Below are 20,934 nucleotides of genomic sequence, written 5' to 3' on the forward strand. Positions count from 1 at the left end.
GGATATATCAAGGTGGGGTTCGTGGCATCTGGCACATAGCGAGAATGGCAGGACGGCGGCGCGCCGTCCGCCACTCTATCAGCCCCTCACCAGCGGTTAGATAGTCTTTCCGACACTAGACGACATCCATAATTTATTTGACAGCGCGTACTAACTCGACGACGGCGTTGCGGTCACGGGCCGACCCAGGCGAATATTTTCGTCCGCTGCTTGCACATCTATCAGCAGTTGGTGGTGGAAATTGCCATTCTAACGCCGCAGAGGACCGTTTAACCGTTCAAAATAATCAAATAGCTGTTATGTATATCAGAGGATTAATTAAGGATGCAGAATGATTGAGGAGGTATGACAGAATACGGATTGGACCGGCGGCGGTTCATGAAGGCGGGGACCGCCCTCGGTATGGCGGGGGTACTACCCTGGAATACCGTGGCGGCCTCGGAATCCACCCCGGAGCTCGAGAAGTTCGTCCAGCCCATGCCGATTCCGGACGTTCTGGAGCCGGACGGCTGGTGGCGCGGCGGGGACTATTACGAGATCCCGATGGAGGAAGTCGAGAAGAAGGTCCACCCGGATCTTCCGCCGACGACGATGTGGGGCTTCGACGGACAGGTCCCCGGCCCGGTCATCAAGTCACACCGCTACGAGCGGATCAACGTCCGCTACGACAACAGCGCCCTTCCCGAGGAGCACATCTTCGAGGTCGACGACATGATCCACGGGACTTCTCCCGAGGACTACGAGGGCTACGACGGCGCCGTCCCGGAAGTCCGCACGTCGATCCACCAGCACGGCCTCAACGTCGAGCGCTCGAGCGACGGGCAGGCCCGCGCGTGGGACGCCCCGGACGGGACGAAGGGGCCGCAGTTCGTCAAACACGTCCACGAACTGCCCAACCGCCAGGAGCGGATGATCGGGACGTACCACGACCATGCGCTCGGGGTCAGCCGTCTCAACAATTACGCCGGCCTGCACGGCTTCTATTTCATCGAGGGCTGGGAGGAAAAGCGACTGAACCTCCCGCGCGGCGAGTACGACGTGCCGATCATGCTCGAGGACCGTGCGTTCGAGGAGGACGGGTCGCTCCACTATCCCGACTCGTTCGTCCCGAACTTCGCAGGCGACACCGCGTTCATCAACGGCGCAGTGTGGCCGTACATGGAGGTCGAGCCCCGCCGCTACCGGTTCCGGCTGGTCAACCAGTCTAACGGTCGCACGTTCGCCATCGCGCTGGAAAACGAGGACGGCCACGACGCCCCCGCGATGCACCAGATCGCGCCCGGCCACGGCTTCCTCGAAGACGTCGTCTCCATCGGCCACGAGGGCGACCTCGAGGAGTTGATCATCTCGCCGTACGAGCGCGCCGAGGTCGTCGTCGACTTCTCGGAGTACGCCGGCGAGACGCTCACCATGACCAACGACGCCGCGTTCCCGTACGCGGGGCCACACGGCGGCCACGACGGCGGCCACGGCGACGGCGACATGGACATGGGCGGCGACGGCGGCATGGACATGGGTGGCGACGGTGGCATGGATATGGGCGGCGACAAGCATTTCCCCGACATTCCGGAACTCATGCAGTTCCGCGTCGCCGACTCCGTCAGCGAGCCGGATCGGAGCGCCGAGCCCGCCGAACTGGACCTGCCGAGCTGGCACGGACCCAACGAGAACGCCGTCAAAGAAACGCGCCAGATGACGCTGGGGATGCGGATGAAGATGAACGAGCCCGATCTGCACGTCCTCAACGGGAAGGCGTCCTTCGAGGGCGGCGAGCATGCCAAGCCCCAACTCGGCTCGACCGAAATCTGGGAGCTCGAGAACACCGGTCATCACTCCCACCCGATCCACCTGCACCTCGTCAACTTCGAGATCATCGGACGCGGCCCCGACGGGACCCACGAGCCCGCACCGAACGAGCGCGGGCCGAAAGACATCGTCCGCGTCGATCCGGGCGAGACCGCTCGCATCCTCGTGAAATTCGAGAACTACACCGGCAAGTATCCGTGGCACTGCCACGTCTTAGAGCACGAAGAACACGCGATGATGCGCCAGTTCGAGGTCGTCGGCGGGAAGGGCCGCGGACGGAACCGGGGCCGACGCGACCGGGACCGCGGGCGACGCGACCGGGACCGAGGGCGACGCGACCGGGACCGGGACCGCGGTGACCGAGATCGAGATCGGGACCGCGACCGAGGCTGGCGCGACCGCTGGGAAGACCAAGACTGGAATCACGGAAACGGCTGGGGCCGAGACGACGAGGACGACGATGACGACTGGGGCTGGTAATGGCTACCGCTCCCTGACACGTCGGTAGCTGACCGGCACTCCCATTCTGTCTCGAGGCCGCGGATCGTCTCAGGCCTGTTCGATACCTTCGCGGTACTCCTCGACTGACTCGATCGCCGACTCGACTTTGTCCTCGGTGGTACCGTCCGATCGCTCCTTGATTTGTCGGAGCGTGTTGAGCCGCTCGTCTACGAGGGCGTGGTCCGGCTCGGTATCGCCCATCGCGTAGTCGGCGAACGCGTCCGCCGTCTCGCGGATGTCCTCGCGAATGTCGCTGTCGTCGGCGGATTTCTCCGCCTGCTCGAGGTCGTCTCGCGCCTGTTGGAGGTGCTCCGTCATGGCCGGATCGACGGCGAGCCGAGTCATAACGGTTGGGCGAGCAATGGCCACGTCGTGCTCGCTCCTCCGCGCCGCGGCGTCGTCCCAGTCCGTCCGGTCGGTGGAGGGCCGAACGAGTGTAGTCTCCACCTTCTTCGGCTCCCGCGTAGGCTACGGTCTTCCTTCCGGCGGCAGGGTGGGCATATCGAAGCGGCTCGCGGCGGAAACGTCGGGACTACTCGGGATACTAACTGACCGCTTTTTTCCGACTTAGCCCTCCGACTCGGTCGCATCATGCCAGTATCACGACGAACGGCCCTGAAGACGATGGGTGTCGCGGGCGGGCTGACTGCAGCGAGCGCTTCCGTGTTGGCCGGCGGTGAACACGAACACGACGAACGATCGACTAAAGACGAATCGAAAGACGTGGGCGGTGCGGCCGTCCGAGTCGCGCACTTCTCGCCGGACGCGCCGAACGTCGACGTATACGTCGACGGCGAGCGCGTGCTCGCCGACGTCGCCTACGGCGACGTCTCGCCGTACCTCGAGCTCACGCCGGGGAGCTACACCGTGACGATCACGGCCGCGGGCGATCCGGAGACGGTCGCGTTCGAGGGCGAGGTGACATTCGGTCCCGCCTTCTACACCGTCGCCGCGATCGGCGAACTCGGGGCCGGAACCTTCCAGCCGGCGGTCCTGCTCGACGCGGGCTCGGCGCTGGTTCGGCTCGTCCACGCCTCGCCGGACGCTCCCGCGGTCGACGTCTACGCCGACGGCGAGCTGGTCTTCGAAGACGTGGCGTTCACCGATTCGACCGATTACGTTCCGGTCCCGGCCGGCGCACGCACCGTCTCCGTCCGGCCGGCCGGCGGTGACGAAGCCGTCGCCTCCTTCGACGTGACCCTCGAGCGGGGCACCGCCTCCACCGCCTACGCGATCGGCTATCTCGAGCCACCGACCGCGGACGCTCCCGCGTTCACCGTCAAGCCGACGATCGACGGTCCGATGGCCGACGCCGCGGCGGACGACGACTGCTAATCCGTCTCGGGAGGCTGACCACGACAAAGCGGCCGGCGGCCCCGTCGGCCCCGCCACGGATCGTCGGCCCTCGTCACCTCCCTGCTCCGTCGAATCGCGCCGTCGTCGAGCGGCCGTCTCGGAGATCGACCGCTCGAGCGCGGCGGTCTCCCGTGTCGCTCGTCGACCATGCGAGCGCGTAAAGTGGCTCGAGCCCCTGACTCCGCTAATGAGCGACGCACAAGGTCCCCTCCAGCCGGACCGGCCGGACGTCGATCGGTCGTTCGAGGTCGACGCGCCCTTCGAGCCCGCGGGCGACCAGCCCGAGGCGATCGAGGAACTGGTCGACGGCTTCCGGCAGGGAATGGACAAACAGACCCTGCTGGGCGTGACCGGCTCGGGGAAGACCAACACCGTCTCGTGGGTCGTCGAGGAGATCGAGAAGCCGACGCTGGTGATCGCCCACAACAAGACGCTGGCGGCCCAGCTCTACGAGGAGTTCCGGAACCTCTTCCCGGACAACGCCGTCGAGTACTTCGTCTCCTACTACGACTACTACCAACCCGAGGCCTACGTCGAGCAGACCGACACCTACATCGACAAGGACGCCTCGATCAACGACGAGATCGACCGACTGCGCCACTCCGCGACCCGGTCGCTGCTGACTCGCGAGGATGTCATCGTCGTCGCGAGCGTCTCGGCGATCTACGGCCTCGGTGACCCGCGCAACTACGTCGATATGTCGTTGCGACTCGAGGTCGGCGAGGAGATCGGCCGCGACGAACTCCTGGCCCAACTCGTGGATCTGAACTACGAGCGCAACGACGTCGACTTCACGCAGGGCACATTCCGCGTCCGGGGCGACACCATCGAGATCTACCCGATGTACGGCCGGTATGCCGTTCGCGTCGAACTCTGGGGCGACGAGATCGACCGCATGATCAAGGTCGACCCGCTCGAGGGGGAGACGAAAAACGAACAGCAGGCCGTCCTCGTCCACCCCGCGGAGCACTACTCCATTCCGGAGACGACCCTCGAGCAGGCGATGGACGAGATCCGCGACGATCTGGACTCGCGGATTTCCTACTTCGAGCGCAAAGGCGACCTGATCGCGGCCCAGCGCATCGAGGAGCGGACGACGTTCGACCTCGAGATGATGCAGGAGACGGGCTACTGTTCGGGGATCGAGAACTACTCGGTCTACCTCTCCGATCGAGAGTCCGGCGAGGCACCATACACGCTGCTCGACTACTTCCCCGACGACTTCCTGACCGTGGTCGACGAGTCCCACGTCACTCTCCCCCAGATCCGGGGCCAGTACGCCGGCGACAAGTCCCGCAAGGACTCGCTGGTCGAGAACGGCTTCCGGCTCCCCACCGCGTACGACAACCGGCCGCTGACCTTCGAGGAGTTCGAGGAGAAAACGGACCAGACGCTGTACGTCTCCGCGACGCCGAGCGACTACGAGTACGAGGAAAGCGAGCAGGTGGTCGAACAGATCGTCCGGCCCACCCACCTCGTCGACCCAAAAGTCGAGGTCTCGGACGCGACGGGACAGGTCGACGACCTCATGGACCGCATCGACGAGCGCATCGCGCGCGACGAGCGCACCCTCGTGACGACGCTCACGAAGCGGATGGCCGAAGACCTGACCGAGTATCTCGAGGAATCGGGCGTCGACGTGGCCTACATGCACGACGAGACCGATACCTTAGAGCGCCACGAGATCATCCGCTCCCTGCGACTGGGCGAGATCGACGTGCTCGTCGGGATCAACCTCTTGCGGGAGGGGCTGGACATCCCCGAGGTCTCGCTCGTGGCGATTCTCGACGCCGACCAGGAGGGATTCCTCCGCTCGGAGACGACGCTCGTCCAGACGATGGGTCGCGCGGCGCGAAACGTCAACGGCGAGGTCGTCCTCTACGCCGACGAGCCCTCGAGCGCGATGGAGTCCGCCATCGAGGAAACGCAGCGCCGCCGCGAGATCCAACAGGAGTTCAACGAAGAGCACGGCCACGAGCCGACGACGATCGAGAAGGAGGTCGGCGAGACGAACCTTCCGGGGAGCAAGACCGACACCACCGAGGTCTCCGGTCGCACGCTCGAGGACGAAGACGACGCCGCGCGGTACGTCGACGAACTCGAGGATCGGATGCAGGAGGCCGCGAGCAACCTCGAGTTCGAGTTAGCGGCCGATATCCGTGATCGGATTCGGGAAGTGCGCGAGGAGTTCGACCTCGACGGTGGCGAGGACGATGGGATCGCGCCGCCGGCCGAGGAGTTCTGAACGGATTGCCACCGACCGATCCGTTTCAGCGCCTCTCTTCCTCTGGGTTTATTATTCTCTGCTGAACTGTACGGTGCATGAATGCTTCGAGGCGACGATTTCTGACGGTTACGACGAGTACAACGGCACTGAGCGCCGGTGCCGGCTGTACGAGCCTGCTCGACGAGACGTCCGACGAGAAGAGGGACGCGGATGAGGGCAACGGCGGCGACGGAGATCGAGATACCAACGAGTCGACCAGCGGGCTCGCACCCGATGACTGGCCGTCGTTCCAGCGAACGGCACGCAACGACGGCTATTCCCCGTCGACGGCACCGACGGACGAGCCCACCGAACGCTGGTCGACGACGCTTTCCGGTACGATCGATGAGCAGGTCGCGGTCGTCGACGGGACCGTTTACGCCGCGACTGACGACGGAATCGTCCACGCGCTCGATGCAGCGTCGGGTGACAAGCAGTGGACCGAATCGCTCGAGGGCGGCCGTTCGCAGTGTCCGTGTTTCGTAAACGGATTGGTCGTCGTCGGCACCGACACGGGCGAACTCGTCGCCCTGAGCGCGACCGATGGCACGCGGGAGTGGACGGCCCAACTGGCCGGTCCCGTTTCGGGACCGACCGCGGCTGGGGGGACCGTCTACGTCGGAACGGGGGAAGAACCGACCGCGGCCGCTATCGACGCCGCTACCGGCGACGAACTGTGGTCGACCCCGTTGGCCGTCGACGCCGACGATTACCCCGCCGTCGACGGTGCCGGCGTCTACGTCGGTGCCCAAGACGGCTGGGACGGGCGGGTGTACGCCCTTGAGGCGGCCGACGGCTCCGATCGGTGGGAGTACGACGGAACCCGAATGCAGCCACCCACTGTCGCCGAGAGTGGGGTTCTGGCTCCCTTTTCAACGATCGAAGTTCTGCCGAGAGACGACGGCTCTCGTCGGCAGATCGGAATAACGGGTGAGGTCCTCGCGTCACCGGCCGCGACGCCGGATCTGACCGTCTACGGAACCGATCTCGGCTTCGTCGGCGCTGTCAGTCACGAACGTGACGGAAGCGACGCGGGCTGGGGCCGCTCGGTCGGTCAGTACGCAATCTCGGCACCCGCCGTCACCGACGCGGCCGTCTACGTGACTATGATCGGCCCGGAACTGTTCGCGCTGGACGTCGAAGTCGGCACCGTCCTGTGGTCTCGCTCGCTTGAGGGCACTACTGCGACCGCGCCGACGGTCGCCGACGGGGCAGTCTTCGTCGGCACCGACGAAGGCCGGCTCGTCGCGCTCGAGTGACGATCACAACACCCCAAACCCGAACTCCGCCATCCCGAACACCGGCCCCCACAGGAGGTGGAGGGCGACGCCGACGACGACGGCGGGCAGGAAGTTGTAGATCGTCGCGACGATGGCGGCTTTGGCGTCGACGGCCAGCAGCGGAAACAGCGCATCGCCGTCCTGTGCGATCGCGTTGGCGGTCAGCGCGGAGAACGGCAGCCCACCCTCGGCGTAGACGCTGGCCAGCAGGATCTGGGGGCCACAGCCGGGGATCACCCCGACGATCGCACCGCCGATCGGGGCCAGCACGCCGGCCGCGGCGGCGACGGTGGCGACGTTCACCCCCGTAAAGAGGACGGCGTACTCGTAGACGAGGAAGGCCACGAGCACCCAGACGGTGACGAAACTGGTCTCCATCGCCGCGTGGGTGAGCGTGTCGTAAGCCGACGCGAAGGAGTCTCGAGCGCGGGCGATCTCCCCCTCACCGACGTAGTGGCGGCCGACGGCGTAGAGGTACAGCGAGAGCACTGCGCCGGCGATGCCGAAGACGGTGAAGAGCCCGTCGAACCCGAAGCCGAGCGTGAGCGCGACTTCGGGGCCGCCTCGAAGCAGGTAGAGCACGCCGAGGACGAGGCCGGCGACGGCGGTCACCCACCACGCGACGTGTGCGCCGTGTGAGAGGGGTGTGAGCACTCGAGAGCGCCGATCCGGCCCGGACTCGTGGGCGTGGGTGGGTGCCGGGCCGCCGTAGTCGTGGGTGGGATTCGGCCCGACGCCGCCGCGGACGACGGTGCCGCCGTCCGGCGTCGCGGCGGGCGAAAGCCGCGCGACGGCGGCGTCGACCCGCGAGACGCCGAGGCCGACGGAGTCGACGAGGTAGCCGGTCGCGACGCTCGCGACGAAGGCGATGGCGTAGGCGTACAGCGCGGCTTCGGGCGCGAGCGCGAGGATGACGAACGCGGAGTCGCCGGCGGTCGCGCCCAGCGTCGCGACGACGGTCCCGAAGCTGACGGTGCCGCGGACGTACAACGGCATGACGACGATCGCGCCGCCACAGCCCGGCGTCAGCCCGAGCAACCCGCCGAACAGCACCTGAAGCCGTTCGTTGTTCTCGATCGCGCCGACGACGGCCCCGTCGGTCCAGTACTGGAGCAGACCGAACGCTAACACCGTCACCGCGACGAACGCGCTCACTTGGACGTAGCCGTCCCGGAGCGACGCGAACAGTACGTCTATCACCTCGTTCATGCCGTCTCACTCGCAACGAACGGACTGACGAACCGAAGATTAGACATCTCTAAAAATAGGTTTAGCGCCATGAGGTAAATAGCTGCTGGTGACCGCTCTCGTCGAACCGGGTCTCGAGCGATCGACGGACTCGCGGCCCGCCGTTCGTCGATCGCGCGAAAAAGGTGACAGCGTGGCGTTGGTCGCGTTACTCGCGTTCGTGCTCGTCGCGGAGGTGTTCGATCGCGTGGAGCTCGACGACGGGGACGAGCTTGGCGACGGTGAGGAAGAACAGACAGACCATGCCGATCGTCCCGATGATCGAGGCGATTTCGATCAGGCTCGGGATGTAGACGCCCGGCACCGCGGCGTAGATATCGAAGGTGGGGTGGAGGAACCCTTCGACGACGAACAGCACCTTCTCGAGGATCGTCGCGGTGAGGACGGCGAGGCCGGCGACGACGGCCCGTCGCTTGGTGAACAGCGTCGGCCGGATCGCCTGGGCGAAGATGTACGAAAGCGTCACGAAGACCAGCGACATCGACGTGAGGTAGATGGGGTTGGTGGCTCTCGCCACGGCTGCGATGGTCAGGTCGATGGGCGCTTTGAACAGCCCGGTGATGTTCTGCTGGAGCTGGAGCCAGAGGAAGAGCAGGCAGAAGAACCCGAGCCACAGGAGCAATCCGCGGAAGATGTCGTCGGTGATGATGTGATCCCAGTCGTAGGCGCGTCGGAAGGCGAACGCGAGGATGATCACCCCGCTGATGGCGGAGGTCAACGCGATCGTGAGGAACTGCGGGCCCTGCACGCCGCCGAACCACGTCGGATAGTTCGGCAAGACGGCGAACAGCCACGGGATGACGCCGCCGTGGAGCAAGAGCGGCGCCATGATGATGATCGCCAGCGCGAGCCACCAGACCATCCGATCGACGATCCTGTCTTCCGTCTTCGTGTAGCCGATCGTCATCATCCTGTAGAGCGGATCGAACCGATCGGGGAGCTGATCGCGCAGTCGGGTCACGTCGTAGCGCAGCGTCAGCGAGAGGTAGGTCGCCGTCAGCACGAAGTAAGCCGTGATAACGGTCACGTCCCACACCAGCGGCGAGTTGTGGATCGTGATGTGGTAGTGACCGATGATGCTCGTGACCATCCGGTCCGGCCGACCGAGGTGAACGATGATATAAAAGCCCGCCGCGGAGAGGCCGCTGATGGTCAACAACTCGGCGAGGCGCGCGACCGGCATGTATCGGTCCATGCCGAGCAGTCGGACCGCGGCCGACAGGATGATTCCGCCGTGGGCGATCCCGACCCACCAGATGAACGCGCCGATGTAGATCCCCCACGTGACGCCGCCACCGCTTCCCCAATCACCTAACGAGGTGACGACCAGTCCATCCTCGAGTTGAAAGGCCCACCCGACCAGAAACGCCAGTAGCGCCAGCCCTGCGACGGCGACCATGATGAAATACGTTCTCGAGGTCGTTCCGATCGGCCGCAAAATGTCGGCCTCGCTCGGCGTTTTCGTCCCCATTGTAACACCGTAAGACACGCAATCGACCCTCTTTCCTCCGTGCGATGCATTTGCAAGCCCAAGGTGTCTCCTGGTGTGTACGGGGCGCGCGACATCGGTTGCAAGACGCGTGACCCGTACACGTTATAGCGGAGTGAGTCGGTACAATTCACGGAGCGAGTGAGCCGCTACAACTCGAGCGTGTAGACCACTTCTCGGCGCTGCTTGCCGCCGATCTCGACCTCGTCTTCGTCGGTCGGCTCGAAGCCGTGGGTCTCGTAGAACTCCCGGCCGCCCTCGTTCGAAGCGAGATCGATCGCGCGCATCCGCTCCATGTTGAAGTCCCGGAGGTCCTCGCGCAGCCGCTCGTAGAGGGCGGTGCCGATCCCCTCGTTCTGGTAGGCTGGATGGACGGACATCCGGAGGACATCGCCTTCCTCCGCCGTGACGACGCCGTGGGTGAAGCCGACGATCTCCCCCGCTACTTCGGCGACGATGAACGCGGTACCGGGCTTGGACAGCGCCGTCTCGAGGGCCTCGTCGCCGTACCACTCGTCGATCGTCTCGTCGACGGTGTCGGCGTCGAGTTCGTCGTAGGTGTCGTGCCAGGTCTCGCGGGCGACAGCTCGGATCTGTTCGCGGTCATCGCGGGTGGCCGGTCTGATCTCCATGCGAAACGCTACGACAGCGAGTGTCAAAGTGGTAGTACCTCACAGTGTTAGGTGCCGTTGCGAGCCGGAACGCGCTGTGTCCACGGACGAACGCGACGGTGCTCGAGGCCCCTCTCGACCGCCCTCGTTCCTACAGCTCGAGGGTGTAGACCGCTTCGGCGTAGTACTCGCCGTCGATCTCGACTTCGCCCTCGTCGGTCTGCTCGAAGCCGAGCCCCTCGTAGAAGGCGCGGCTGGCGTCGTTGAACGCGAAATCGAACGACCGGACCCGCTCGGCCTCCTGAGCTTCGATCTCCGCCATCAGCCGCTCGTGGAGGTCGGAGCCGACCCCCGCTCCCTGGTGGTCCGGGTGGACGTACATCCGGAGGATGTCGGCCGTCTCGCCCTGGACGACCGCGTGCGTGAAGCCGACGATCTCGTCGTCGACCTCGGCGACGAGGACGACGGTGCCGGGGGCCTCGAGCGGCATCGAGTCGTCGGTGTACCAGTCGTCGACCGTCCGGTCGATCATGTCGGCGTCGAGTTCGTCGTAGGTGTCGTGCCACGTCGCGCGAGCGACGGCCGTGATCGGATCGAAGTCGTCGGCCGTCGCGGATCGAACGTTCATACCCGTACTTGTGAGGAGGGGCTTAAATAACTCGCTGACACGAGGGCGACAGTCTACCGGCAGCCCCTCGCTCGAGGCCGCGAGTGGGGCTGCCGACGGACCGGCGGCTCACTCGCGCACGTCGAACCCCCGATCCCGAAGCAGGTCCGGTACGCGGTCACGGTGGTCCCCCTGCAGTTCGATCCGCCCCTCGTCGACCGTGCCGCCGGTCCCCAGCGAACTCTTGAGATCCGACGCGGTCGATTCGAGCTCCGATTTCGGCAGGTCGAAGCCCTCGATGATCGTCACCGGCTTGTCGTAGCGTCGGCTCTCCGTTCGCAGCGAGAGGACTTGTTGTGAAGTCTCGAGGTCGCCCTGACTGTCCAGTTCGTCGAGCAGGTCGTCGAGGTCGTCGTCTGCCATATCTTCACATGGATTGTGCTCGAGGATAGCCCTGACCTTGCCACTGCAACGGGCGGGGGAGACGGGCGTCGTGATGGTTCGGTACTCCCCTTTCCCGACCTCGTTACGAGCGTCGGCGCTCGCTTCGTGTGTCGCCTACGGGACCGTCACGTATCGATGTGGTGTACGGCGTCGGGCGAGAGCAGACGGCCGGTCGGGAGTTCCACCCAGCCGTTTGCCAGTATCCGGAGGTCCCCCTCGTGGAGCACCGTTTCCTGCTCGAAGTCCGCGTACACGACGGCATCGCGGTACTCACGGGCGAATTCGTCGGCAATATCGTCCCAGGCAGATTCAGTGGAAATGACCATACCAGCACGTTCGTCGACTGGTCTAAAATAATTTCGAGCCGACACGTCTTCGCTTCGTGCTTCGGTGTCACTCGTCCCGTGCGAGACGGCGTTTCGTGCCCTCTACAGCCGTGATTTGATCGTCTCGGCCGTCTTCTCACCGATCCCCTCGACGCTCCGGAGGTCCTCGAGGCTCGCCTCGCGGACGTTTTCGACGCTGCCGAACCGCCCCAGCAGCCGCTTTCGGGTTTCGGGGCCGACGCCCTGCACGTCGTCCAACACGGTCTTGACCTCGTCGCGGACGGTCTGGTGGTACTGCACCGCGAAGCGGTGGGCCTCGTCGCGCACGCGCTGGAGGAGGTGGAGGTGGGGCGCGTCGCTGGGCCACGAAAACTCCCGGTCCGGTGTCACGACGCGCTCCTCGGCTTTCGCCAGCGCTATCGCTGGTACGTCCCAGCCGACCGCCGCGAGCGCGTCGCGGGCCGCCTCGAGTTGCCCCGCGCCGCCGTCGATCAACAGCAGGTCGGGGTCGGGGCGGTCGTCGCGGCCCTCGACGGCGCGGCGGGCGCGCCACTCGAGCAAGGCTCGCATGTTGTCGTAGTCGTCGTTCTGATCGGTGAGCTTCTTCCGCCGATAGTCGGCCTTCTCGGCGCTGCCGTCGACGAACGTCACGTCGCTGCCGACCGCGGATTTCCCCTGGGCGTGGCTCACGTCGAAGCCCTCGATCCGCCGGGCGGACTCGAGTTCGAGGGCGTCGGCGAGCATCCCGCACTCGTCGCGCAGGCCGACGTTGCGTCGGGCGTTTTTCAGCGCCAGATCGACGAGCTTCGCCTCCCGTCCGGCGCCCGGTACGCGGACCGAGACGCCCGCGGCCTCGAGCCAGGCCGCGACCTCCTCGTCGCCGTGCCGTTCGGGCAGCAGCAGGGCGTCCGGCAACTCGCGCTCGGCGTAGTACTGGACGATGAAGGCCGCGAGCACGCTCGCCACGCCGTCTGCTTCACCGGCGACGTCGGCCCCCGCAGAGCCGGGCGCCTCGAGCGTGTGCCGGTCCCGGTCGACCAGTTTGCCGTCTTCGGCACGCAGGCGGGCGACGGTCGCATCTTCGCCCTCGATGGCGACGCCGAGGACGTCAACCGCGCGCTCGTCGCCGACCGACTGGACCGCCTCGCCGCCCTCGCCGTGGAAGGCCCGGACGGTCTCGAGTCGATCGCGCAGGTTCGCCGCCCGTTCGAAGTTCCGCTCCTGCGATGCGGCGTCCATTTCTCGGCGGAGCGGGTCGGCAAGAATCCCCGTCTCGCCCTCGAGGAAGCGCTCGACGGCGGTCACGTCCTCGCGGTAGCTCTCGAGGTCGATCTCGCGGGTGCAGGGGGCGGTACAGAGCCCCATCTCGTAGTCGAGACAGGGCCGATCGCGGCCCGAATACTTGTGATCCGAACAGCCACGGACGCCGTAGGTCTCGCGCAGGGCCTTCACGACCGTCTCGACCTGTGTCTTGCTGGTGTAGGGCCCGAAGACGGTCGCGGACTCGTCGGGGTCTCGCGTCACCTCGATCCGCGGCGCGTCGTGGTTCGTCAGTTGCACCATCGGGTACGACTTGTCGTCCTTGAGTCGGACGTTGTACCGCGGCTGGTGGCGCTTGATCAGGTTCGCCTCGAGCAGCAGGGCCTGCGTCTCGGTGTCGGTGACGGCGATCTCGATGCCGTCGGCGCGGTCGACCATCCGCCGGATCCGCGCGCTGCGGGGGTCGGCGTAGGACCGCACCCGATCGCGCAGGTCGACCGCTTTCCCGACGTAGAGGGTCGTGTCGCCCTCGCGGAACTGGTAGACGCCGGGCTCTCGCGGCAACGATCCGGCCCGCTCGCGAACCCCGTCGGCGTTCATCGGCGGGCCTACGGAGTCAGCAGGTTTCAGCCTGACTCCTCGTCGCCAAGCCACTCCGAACCGGGCCGGTCGTTCCGCGCCCGGTCATCGTCCGACCGTTCGTTCCCCGACCGCTGGCTCGCGCCAGCGGTCGCGTCGGTGGCCTCGGGCGTCGGTCCCGGTCGGATCGCCGTCTCGAGGTCGGCGGCCAGATCGGCCCCGCGGTCGATCCCCGCCGCGGATAGCTCGACATCGCTGCCGCCGTTCACTCGAATACGGAGCCGCCGCGAGCGCGAGCGGACGTACCGGACGACGAAACCGACCGCGAGGATGAACGCGGCGACCCCGCCGGTCAGCACGGCCCAGTCGAGCACCAGGAGGGCGGTTTCGATCGCCGAGAGGACGGTCTCGACGGCGTTCGTGATGACCTCGACACCCGGCAGCGCGGCTGTCGGCTCGAGGTCGGGGTCGGGCGCGAACCCGGCGAAATCGACGGCGCGAGCCGTCTCGACGAGCGCGATCCCCGCGGCGGCGGCGACGAGTGCCCAGCAGAGCTGGCGCAACCGCTGGTCCGTTTCGACGGTCACGGTCCCGACGTTCGGCCGCTCGACCTCGCGGAAGTTCCGGCCGCTCGCGCTGGGCGTAAACACCAGCACGCGGTGGCTGGTCACGACGACCGCAGCGCGCTCGAGGTCGACGCGTCGCTCGACGGTCTCCCCGTCGGCACACAGCTGGTCGACGTTGTCGCTCCACCGGTCGTCGCGCTCGGTCGGGGGCTCGGCCATCGGTGTTCGTCGTCGGTCCGACGCCGACCGCCAAGTACGTCCGTGCTCGTTCGAACGTGTAGGGCGTGCCTTCCGGCTCGGTCGCCGCTATCGCTTCGGTCGATCGAACGCGGTACTTTCTCGGGCATCGACCGCTAACCCGCCGCGTATGAGTGACTCGACGGTACAGTGCTGGCTCGTCGAACGGGAACTGGGCGATCGGGACTTCGTGACGCTGGTCTACGCGACGCCGGACGGTTCGCGCTTCCAGCAGCGCCAGCGGTCCTCGACGGCGCTGCGAACCGGTCCCGCAGTCACCGCCGCGGTCGAGATCCCCGAGGACGAACTCGAGGCCGTGCCCGACGACGAGACCCGCGAGCGATACGCGGCGGAGGTCGACCGGACTGCCGATCGATACGCGCCTGACGATCCGATCTAGGGTCGCCCTAGCCGTCAAACGGCTGAAATGACGTGCGAACACTCGAGCGTCGCGAAATCGATGGTTTCAGGCACTCTATTGATGTCAAAAACCTTATCCGGGAACGCTGTGTGCATACGCACATGCCAGCTATCACAGTCGATAACCTGACCAAGTCCTTCGGTCAGACCCTCGCGCTCGACGACCTCTCCTTCCAGGTCGAAGAGGGGGAGGTGTTCGGCTTCCTCGGGCCCAACGGGGCGGGGAAGTCGACGACGATCAATATCGTGCTGGATTTTGCCCGCCCGACGTCCGGTTCGGTCTCCGTCCTCGGCATGGACGCCCAGCGCCAGAGCCGGGAGATCCGGAAGCGAACCGGTGTCCTCCCCGAAGGCGTCCAGACCTACGACCGGCTGACCGCCCGCCAGCACCTCGAGTTCGCGATCGATTCGAAAAACGCCGACAACGACCCCCAAGCGCTGCTCGAGCGCGTCGGCCTCGAGGACGCCATCGATCGGAAAGCCGGCGGCTTCTCGAAGGGGATGTCCCAGCGGCTCATGCTCGCGATGGCGCTGGTCGGCGAGCCCGACCTGCTCATCCTCGACGAGCCCTCCACCGGCCTCGACCCCAACGGGGCCCGCGAGATGCGCGACCTCGTCCGCGAGGAAAACGAGCGGGGCGCGACCGTCTTCTTCTCGAGTCACATCATGGAGCAGGTCGAGGCGGTCTGTGACCGCGTCGGCATCCTCCGCGACGGCGAGATGGTCGCCGTCGACTCCGTCGAAGGGCTGCGCGACTCCGTCGAGGGCGGCACGACGCTGCGCGTCACCGTCGACCGACTCGACGACGACGCCCTTCAGGCAATCCGCTCGCTGCCCGACGTGACCCACGCTACCGTCGAAGACGGAGAGCAGCCGACGCTCGTCGCCGAAGTCGACGGCTCCAAGACGGCCGTCCTCTCGACGCTCGAGGACCGCGGCATCGAGGTGCAGGACTTCGAGACGACCGAGGCGTCGCTCGAGGATGTCTTCCAGTCGTATACGACCGACGCCAAGGAGGTGCACGCGCGATGAGCACCGACACTGGGACTGCCGCCGGTTCGACGAGTGGCCCGGCCTCGAGTTCGATCAATCTCGAGAGCGTCCGCGCGGTCGCGAAGAAGGACTTTCAGGACGCGGTTCGGTCGTGGCTGTTCTGGGGGTTGAGTCTCCTCTTTTTCCTGTTCATGGCCGCCGTGGCCGGCATCATCGTCTGGATCGATGCGGATTTCAATACGACCCAGTTCATCTCGATCGTCAGCCTGGTGTGCAAACTCCTCATTCCGCTGGTCGCACTCGCGCTCGGCTGGCAATCGATCGCGGGCGAACGCGACTCCGGGAGTATCAAAATCCTGCTGTCGCTCCCGCACTCGCGGAAGGACGTCGTTCTCGGCAAGTTGCTCGGTCGAGCGGCCGTCCTCTCGCTGTCGCTGATCATCGGCTTCCTCATTGGAATGGTCGCGGTCGCCCTCGCGCTACAGGATTTCTCTTACTCCGCGTACATCGCGTTCCTCGCGATGACGATCCTGTATGGGGTCGCGTACCTGAGCATCGCCGTCTCGCTCTCGTCGGTGACTTCCTCGACGACGATCGCCGGTGCAGCCATGGCCGGCATCTTCGTCCTCTTCTACATCGTCTGGAACACCATCCAGCGGGCGTTGCGGGAACTGATGTATATGGGGTACTTCGAGGGCGTTACGTACACCATGTCCGGGCCGGGCGGACAGTCGTTCGAGGTGACCCGTCTCCCGAACTGGGCGCAGTTCATCAACATGATCGATCCCGGCACCTCGTATCAGAACACGATCACGATATTCAGCGCGATCTCGGGAGATCAGCTCGGCACAGCGTTCCGAGAAGCCGCCTATCCTAACGGGATCCCGTTCTACCTGCAGGAGTGGTTCTCGTTCCTGATCCTGTTGTTCTGGATCGTCGTGCCGATCGCCATCGCGCTCTACCGGTTCGATCGCGTCGACATCTGATTCGGGACAGCGTTCGAGATTTCTATCTGTCGCCCGGTCGCTCTTTCGTCGGGGGTGCCGTTTACGTCATCACCCATTGTACGGCCAGCCGTGACTGATTGCATTTTCTACGGCGGAAAGGGCGGCGTCGGCAAGACGACCTGCGCGGCCGCGACCGGGCTCTCGCTCGCCGCCGCCGGCCGAGAGACGCTGGTCGTCTCGACTGACCCGGCCCACTCGCTGGCCGACTCCTTCGAAGCCGACCTCGGGCCGGAGCCGACCGAACTCGAGGACGCCGACACACCGCCGGGCCTCGAGTCCGGCGACGACGCAGGCGGGCTGTGGGCCGTCGAGATCGATCCCGAGGCGCGCAAGGAGCGCTACGAGAAACTGGCGCGGGCGCTGGCCGCCGACCTCCGGGGCGCCGGCATCTCGCTGTCCGACGCGGAGATCGAGCGCTTCTTCGCCGCGGGCGCGCCGGCCGGCAGCGACGAGATCGCGGCGCTGGATCTGCTGGTCGAGTACGTCGATGCGGGGCGGTGGGACACCGTCGTCTTCGATACCGCGCCGACGGGCCACACCCTGCGGCTGTTCGATATGCCTGAAGCGATGGGGCTGGCCCTCGAGACGGCTCAATCGCTTCGTGGGCAGGCCAGACGGATCGGCAACGCGGCCCGGACGGCGGTGCTCGGACCGATGTCGATGATGGCCGGGAGGAGCGACGACGAGGACGAGAGCCTCGAGTCGTTTCGGGCGCGCCTCGAGCGCGCTCGCGCGATCCTCACGGATCCCGAGCGCACCGAATTTCGCGTCGTCCTGATCCCGGAGTCGATGGCGATCGCGGAGACCGACCGGCTCGTCGACCGGCTTCGCGAGGCCGGCGTCGCGGTCGATCGACTGGTCGTCAATCGGGTGCTCGAGGATCCCCACGAGGGCTGTCCCCGCTGTCGGTCCCAGCAGGCGCGCCACGAGGACCGGCTGGCGGCGATCCGAGAGACGTTTCCCGACCTCGAGGTGCTGACGCTGCCCGATCTCGAGGGAGAGGTACAGGGTCGCGAGTCGCTCGCTGTGATCGCCGCGCGGCTGCCGACCTGAGCGTCGGCCGCCGCCTTTATGGTGTCAGAATCATAACACTCATCCATGAAGCTCTCCCTCGGCGGCGACTCGTCCCCGCTTCTCACGGCGATCGGCGTGACCGTCGCGCTCGTCGCACTCGTCGGCACGCAGGTTCTGGGCTGGGAGTGGGGATCGGACCAACTCCTGCCGACGGTCATCGGTGCCGTCGCCGGCGTGATCGCCGTATACGTTTTCGTCACTCGTCGCGGTCGGCGGTAAACGGGTCCGCAAATCCTGTAGAGAAATTTACACTAGCCACGAAGCTTATGCGCGCCTCACGGGTGGTCGTATCCGTAGCTGGCACGCTACTGATCGACGTGAACCTCCTCGAGAAGTACCTGGAACGGTTGTATCGGCCGAAATCTCCACAGCGGATCTATCGGTGTTCGAACTGCGGTTGTACGTACGAGTCCAAGGACAGTACCTGTCAGGAATGCTGGAACGAGCGACTCGTTCGCATCAAGTAGTCGGCGCTCTCGCTTCTGTATCTTGTCGGCTCCGTCTCTCAGCGTTGGATCCCGGACTGACCGACGGCAGTCACTCGAGGTCGATCCCCTTCTCTTCGAGCAGCGCCCGGAACTCGTCTCCGTCGCGGATCGGCACGTCCTCGTCCTCGGCGTCGCTCCGTTTCGTCGCGCCCGGATTCTCGCCCGCGACGAGATAGTCCGTGTTCCCCGAGACGCTCCCGGTGGCGTTCGCACCGTAGGTCTCGACGAGATCCTGAGCCTCGCCTCTGGTCAGCCCCTCGAGCGAGCCGGTGAAGACGAAGGTGAGCCCCGCGAGTTCGTCGCCGCCGGCGTCGGTCTCGGCCTCCCGCGGCGAGACGTGTGCGAGCACGGCGTCGACGACGGCGGCGTTGGCCTCGCTCGCGAAAAAGTCGTGGATCGTCTCGGCGACGGTCTCGCCGATCTCGTCGACGCCCTCGAGCCGGGCGGGCTCGTCTTCCGCGGCCTCGCGGAACGCCGCGAAGGTGCCGAACTCGCGGGCGAGCTCGCGGGCCGTCGCCGGCCCGACGTGAGAGATGCCCAGTGCCGAGACGAAGTCCGCAAGCGGCGGTTCGCGGCTGGCCTCGATCTCGGACAGGAGGTTCTCGGCGCTGGTCTCGCCCCAGCCCTCGAGGTCCGTCAGGTCCGCCGCGTCGAGTTCGTAGAGGTCCGCGACCGTCTCGAGCAGGCCGGCATCGACCAGCTGGCGGACGCTCTGCTCGCCCAGCCCCTCGAGGTCGAGGCCGTCGTCGCCCGCGTAGTACTCGATCGAGCGCCGGAGCTGGGCGTCACAGCCCAGCCCGCCGGTACAGAACGCGATGGGGCCGTCGCGCTCGACGGGGCTCTCGCAGACGGGGCAGCTATCCGGCATCTCGTAGTGGCCTTTGCTCCCCTTCTCGACGACCTCCTCGACGTAGGGGATCACGTCCCCCGCCCGCTGGACGCGGACTGTATCACCCACGTTGACGTTCTTCTCGTCGATCTCCTCGGGGTTGTGCAGGCTCGCCCGCGAGACGGTGACGCCGCCGACGTCGACCGGCTCGAGCAAGGCGACGGGAGTCAGCCGGCCGGTCCGTCCGACCTGCACCGCCACGTCGGCGATACGCGTGACCTCTGCGCGGGCGGGGAACTTGTAGGCGAACGCCCAGCGGTCGTGGCGGGCCGTCCGGCCGAGGTCCTCGCGCGCGTCGCGCGAATCGACCTTGATCACGACGCCGTCGATCTCGTAGTCCAGATCGTCGCGGGCCTCGAGCATGCGGTCGCGGTAGTCGATCGCCTCCTCGACCGGGTCTCGCGGCTCGTCGCCGCTGTCTCGTGGTGGTTCGGAAGCCGCTTCGCGGTTTCCGTCATCACGAGACGGCGAAGCCGTCTCGAACGACTCCGCCGCTTGACTGTCCGCGGAGCGTTGCTCCGCGCTACTCGACTCGGTCGCGGAACGGGGTTCCGTGCTCGCCTCTACCGTCTCGACGCGGTCGTTCGTCCGCAGACCGAACTCGGGGAAGCGCTCGAGTTCCGCGCGGTGGGTGTCCTCGAGCTCGCTGGCCGCGAGCACGTCGAAGAAGAAGACCTCGAGCGGGCGCTCGGCGACGACCGCGGGGTCGAGCTGACGGATCGTGCCGGCGGTGGCGTTCCGGGGGTTCGCGAATGCCTCCTCGCCGCGCTCGATGCGCTCGCGGTTGTGCTCCTGGAAGGCGTCTTTGGGCATGTAGACCTCGCCGCGAACCGCGAGGAAGTCGGGGTAGTCGCCGTGGAGTCGCTGGGGCACGGAGCCGATGGTGCGCGCGTTGGCGGTCACGTCGTCGCCCGCACGGCCGTCGCCGCGGGTGACCGCGCGCTCGAGTCGGCCGTCCTCGTAGACGAATTCCATCGAGACGCCGTCGAACTTGGGTTCGCAGACGTAGTCGACGTCGCCGACTTCGCGCCGCACGCGGTCGCCGAACTCCCGCACGTCCTCGGCGTTGCCGCTCTGGTCGATCGAGAGCATCGGCGCGACGTGCTCGACCGTCTCGAACTCCTCTATCGGCTCGCCGCCGACCGCTCGCGTCGGGCTGTCGGGATGGGAGAGATCGAAGGCGTCCTCGAGGTCGCGCAGTCGGGCGAACAGCGCGTCGTAGGTCCGATCGGCGATCAGCGGCTCGCTCTCGACGTAGTACCGGCGGTCGTGCTCGCGGATCGCCTCGCGGAGTAGTTCGACCTGCCGCTCGGCCTCGCTCTCCGAGAGGTCCTCGACCGGTACGAAGTCGGTCGGCGGATCCCGAAGATAGGGATTGTCTTCGTCCTCGTCGGCGACAGACATTGCTCGAGAGTTGCCCTTCGCTCCCCGTTAACGTTACTGACCGCAGCCCGGTCGCCCCGCCCCGTTCCGTCTCGGGCCGTCCC

Annotated in this window: 19 protein-coding genes; 9 read left to right on the forward strand and 10 right to left on the reverse strand. The window is 66.3% G+C overall.

The genetic code is table 11. The features are described 5' to 3' along the window. The first annotated feature begins 345 nt into the window (after positions 1 to 345). Complete coding sequence (locus tag NKH51_RS15400) at positions 346 to 2,286, forward strand: multicopper oxidase family protein (RefSeq protein WP_254762558.1); 1,941 nt, start codon at positions 346 to 348, stop codon at positions 2,284 to 2,286. Positions 2,287 to 2,355: 69 nt separating this feature from the next. Here the strand turns inward: NKH51_RS15400 and NKH51_RS15405 are convergent, their stop codons facing one another. Continuing rightward, complete coding sequence (locus tag NKH51_RS15405; protein ID WP_254762559.1) at positions 2,356 to 2,625, reverse strand: DUF7553 family protein; 270 nt, start codon at positions 2,623 to 2,625, stop codon at positions 2,356 to 2,358. Between the two features lie 306 nt (positions 2,626 to 2,931). Here NKH51_RS15405 and NKH51_RS15410 point away from each other — a divergent pair, with 306 nt between their 5' ends. From NKH51_RS15410 to NKH51_RS15420, 3 genes are all read left to right on the forward strand, one after another. Beyond that, complete coding sequence (locus tag NKH51_RS15410) at positions 2,932 to 3,642, forward strand: DUF4397 domain-containing protein (RefSeq protein WP_254765167.1); 711 nt, start codon at positions 2,932 to 2,934, stop codon at positions 3,640 to 3,642. Between the two features lie 208 nt (positions 3,643 to 3,850). Further along, the gene (gene uvrB, locus NKH51_RS15415; protein ID WP_254762560.1) at positions 3,851 to 5,908 is read left to right on the forward strand and encodes an excinuclease ABC subunit UvrB; all 2,058 of its coding nucleotides are present in this window, start codon (positions 3,851 to 3,853) and stop codon (positions 5,906 to 5,908) included. Between the two features lie 77 nt (positions 5,909 to 5,985). After that, complete coding sequence (locus NKH51_RS15420; RefSeq protein WP_254762561.1) at positions 5,986 to 7,188, forward strand: outer membrane protein assembly factor BamB family protein; 1,203 nt, start codon at positions 5,986 to 5,988, stop codon at positions 7,186 to 7,188. A gap of 3 nt (positions 7,189 to 7,191) precedes the next feature. Here the strand turns inward: NKH51_RS15420 and NKH51_RS15425 are convergent, their stop codons facing one another. The 8 genes from NKH51_RS15425 to NKH51_RS15460 all read right to left on the reverse strand — a co-directional run bounded on the left by NKH51_RS15425 (position 7,192) and on the right by NKH51_RS15460 (position 14,558). Continuing rightward, the gene (locus NKH51_RS15425) at positions 7,192 to 8,418 is read right to left on the reverse strand and encodes a putative manganese transporter (protein ID WP_254762562.1); all 1,227 of its coding nucleotides are present in this window, start codon (positions 8,416 to 8,418) and stop codon (positions 7,192 to 7,194) included. Positions 8,419 to 8,605: 187 nt separating this feature from the next. Further along, complete coding sequence (nrfD, locus tag NKH51_RS15430; protein WP_254762563.1) at positions 8,606 to 9,928, reverse strand: NrfD/PsrC family molybdoenzyme membrane anchor subunit; 1,323 nt, start codon at positions 9,926 to 9,928, stop codon at positions 8,606 to 8,608. A gap of 167 nt (positions 9,929 to 10,095) precedes the next feature. Beyond that, complete coding sequence (locus tag NKH51_RS15435) at positions 10,096 to 10,578, reverse strand: GNAT family N-acetyltransferase (protein ID WP_254762564.1); 483 nt, start codon at positions 10,576 to 10,578, stop codon at positions 10,096 to 10,098. A gap of 130 nt (positions 10,579 to 10,708) precedes the next feature. Then, a complete protein-coding gene (locus NKH51_RS15440; RefSeq protein WP_256527529.1) occupies positions 10,709 to 11,248 on the reverse strand; it encodes a GNAT family N-acetyltransferase in 540 nt (179 codons plus the stop codon). Between the two features lie 45 nt (positions 11,249 to 11,293). After that, complete coding sequence (locus tag NKH51_RS15445) at positions 11,294 to 11,587, reverse strand: SUI1 family translation initiation factor (protein WP_254762566.1); 294 nt, start codon at positions 11,585 to 11,587, stop codon at positions 11,294 to 11,296. A 146-nt stretch (positions 11,588 to 11,733) separates the two neighbouring features. After that, positions 11,734 to 11,934, reverse strand: a complete 201-nt coding sequence (locus NKH51_RS15450) for a hypothetical protein (RefSeq protein WP_254762567.1) — start codon at positions 11,932 to 11,934, stop codon at positions 11,734 to 11,736. A gap of 102 nt (positions 11,935 to 12,036) precedes the next feature. Beyond that, the gene (locus tag NKH51_RS15455; RefSeq protein ID WP_254762568.1) at positions 12,037 to 13,794 is read right to left on the reverse strand and encodes an excinuclease ABC subunit C; all 1,758 of its coding nucleotides are present in this window, start codon (positions 13,792 to 13,794) and stop codon (positions 12,037 to 12,039) included. Between the two features lie 26 nt (positions 13,795 to 13,820). After that, a complete protein-coding gene (locus NKH51_RS15460) occupies positions 13,821 to 14,558 on the reverse strand; it encodes a hypothetical protein (protein WP_254762569.1) in 738 nt (245 codons plus the stop codon). 148 nt (positions 14,559 to 14,706) lie between these two features. On the opposite strand from NKH51_RS15460, the gene NKH51_RS15465 reads away from it, so the two are divergent. The 5 genes from NKH51_RS15465 (at position 14,707) to NKH51_RS15485 (ending at position 18,289) form a co-directional block, all read left to right on the forward strand. Next, complete coding sequence (locus NKH51_RS15465) at positions 14,707 to 14,976, forward strand: DUF7967 family protein (RefSeq protein ID WP_254762570.1); 270 nt, start codon at positions 14,707 to 14,709, stop codon at positions 14,974 to 14,976. A 122-nt stretch (positions 14,977 to 15,098) separates the two neighbouring features. Beyond that, entirely contained in the window at positions 15,099 to 16,028 is a 930-nt protein-coding gene (locus NKH51_RS15470; protein WP_254762571.1) for an ABC transporter ATP-binding protein, read from the forward strand. Continuing rightward, complete coding sequence (locus NKH51_RS15475; protein WP_254762572.1) at positions 16,025 to 16,975, forward strand: ABC transporter permease; 951 nt, start codon at positions 16,025 to 16,027, stop codon at positions 16,973 to 16,975. Before NKH51_RS15470 ends, NKH51_RS15475 begins: the two co-directional genes overlap by 4 nt. 90 nt (positions 16,976 to 17,065) lie before the next feature. Then, entirely contained in the window at positions 17,066 to 18,049 is a 984-nt protein-coding gene (locus NKH51_RS15480; protein ID WP_254762573.1) for an ArsA family ATPase, read from the forward strand. Between the two features lie 45 nt (positions 18,050 to 18,094). Then, positions 18,095 to 18,289, forward strand: a complete 195-nt coding sequence (locus NKH51_RS15485) for a multidrug transporter (RefSeq protein WP_254762574.1) — start codon at positions 18,095 to 18,097, stop codon at positions 18,287 to 18,289. 318 nt (positions 18,290 to 18,607) lie between these two features. Here NKH51_RS15485 and ligA read toward each other — a convergent pair whose 3' ends face one another. Next, a complete protein-coding gene (gene ligA / locus NKH51_RS15490) occupies positions 18,608 to 20,851 on the reverse strand; it encodes an NAD-dependent DNA ligase LigA (protein ID WP_254762575.1) in 2,244 nt (747 codons plus the stop codon). Positions 20,852 to 20,934: the final 83 nt, after the last annotated feature.

This window comes from Natrinema marinum, from assembly GCF_024296685.1.
Classification (GTDB): domain Archaea; phylum Halobacteriota; class Halobacteria; order Halobacteriales; family Natrialbaceae; genus Natrinema; species Natrinema marinum.

Coding starts and splice junctions, on each gene's coding strand:
- NKH51_RS15455 (WP_254762568.1), bottom strand. CDS start 13,794: ATGAACGCCGACGGGGTTCGCGAGCGGGCCGGATCGTTGCCGCGAGAG.
- NKH51_RS15475 (WP_254762572.1), top strand. CDS start 16,025: ATGAGCACCGACACTGGGACTGCCGCCGGTTCGACGAGTGGCCCGGCC.
- NKH51_RS15445 (WP_254762566.1), bottom strand. CDS start 11,587: ATGGCAGACGACGACCTCGACGACCTGCTCGACGAACTGGACAGTCAG.
- ligA (WP_254762575.1), bottom strand. CDS start 20,851: ATGTCTGTCGCCGACGAGGACGAAGACAATCCCTATCTTCGGGATCCG.
- NKH51_RS15400 (WP_254762558.1), top strand. CDS start 346: ATGACAGAATACGGATTGGACCGGCGGCGGTTCATGAAGGCGGGGACC.
- NKH51_RS15460 (WP_254762569.1), bottom strand. CDS start 14,558: ATGGCCGAGCCCCCGACCGAGCGCGACGACCGGTGGAGCGACAACGTC.
- uvrB (WP_254762560.1), top strand. CDS start 3,851: ATGAGCGACGCACAAGGTCCCCTCCAGCCGGACCGGCCGGACGTCGAT.
- nrfD (WP_254762563.1), bottom strand. CDS start 9,928: ATGGGGACGAAAACGCCGAGCGAGGCCGACATTTTGCGGCCGATCGGA.
- NKH51_RS15485 (WP_254762574.1), top strand. CDS start 18,095: ATGAAGCTCTCCCTCGGCGGCGACTCGTCCCCGCTTCTCACGGCGATC.
- NKH51_RS15435 (WP_254762564.1), bottom strand. CDS start 10,578: ATGGAGATCAGACCGGCCACCCGCGATGACCGCGAACAGATCCGAGCT.
- NKH51_RS15470 (WP_254762571.1), top strand. CDS start 15,099: ATGCCAGCTATCACAGTCGATAACCTGACCAAGTCCTTCGGTCAGACC.
- NKH51_RS15420 (WP_254762561.1), top strand. CDS start 5,986: ATGAATGCTTCGAGGCGACGATTTCTGACGGTTACGACGAGTACAACG.
- NKH51_RS15410 (WP_254765167.1), top strand. CDS start 2,932: ATGGGTGTCGCGGGCGGGCTGACTGCAGCGAGCGCTTCCGTGTTGGCC.
- NKH51_RS15405 (WP_254762559.1), bottom strand. CDS start 2,625: ATGACGGAGCACCTCCAACAGGCGCGAGACGACCTCGAGCAGGCGGAG.
- NKH51_RS15450 (WP_254762567.1), bottom strand. CDS start 11,934: ATGGTCATTTCCACTGAATCTGCCTGGGACGATATTGCCGACGAATTC.
- NKH51_RS15465 (WP_254762570.1), top strand. CDS start 14,707: ATGAGTGACTCGACGGTACAGTGCTGGCTCGTCGAACGGGAACTGGGC.
- NKH51_RS15425 (WP_254762562.1), bottom strand. CDS start 8,418: ATGAACGAGGTGATAGACGTACTGTTCGCGTCGCTCCGGGACGGCTAC.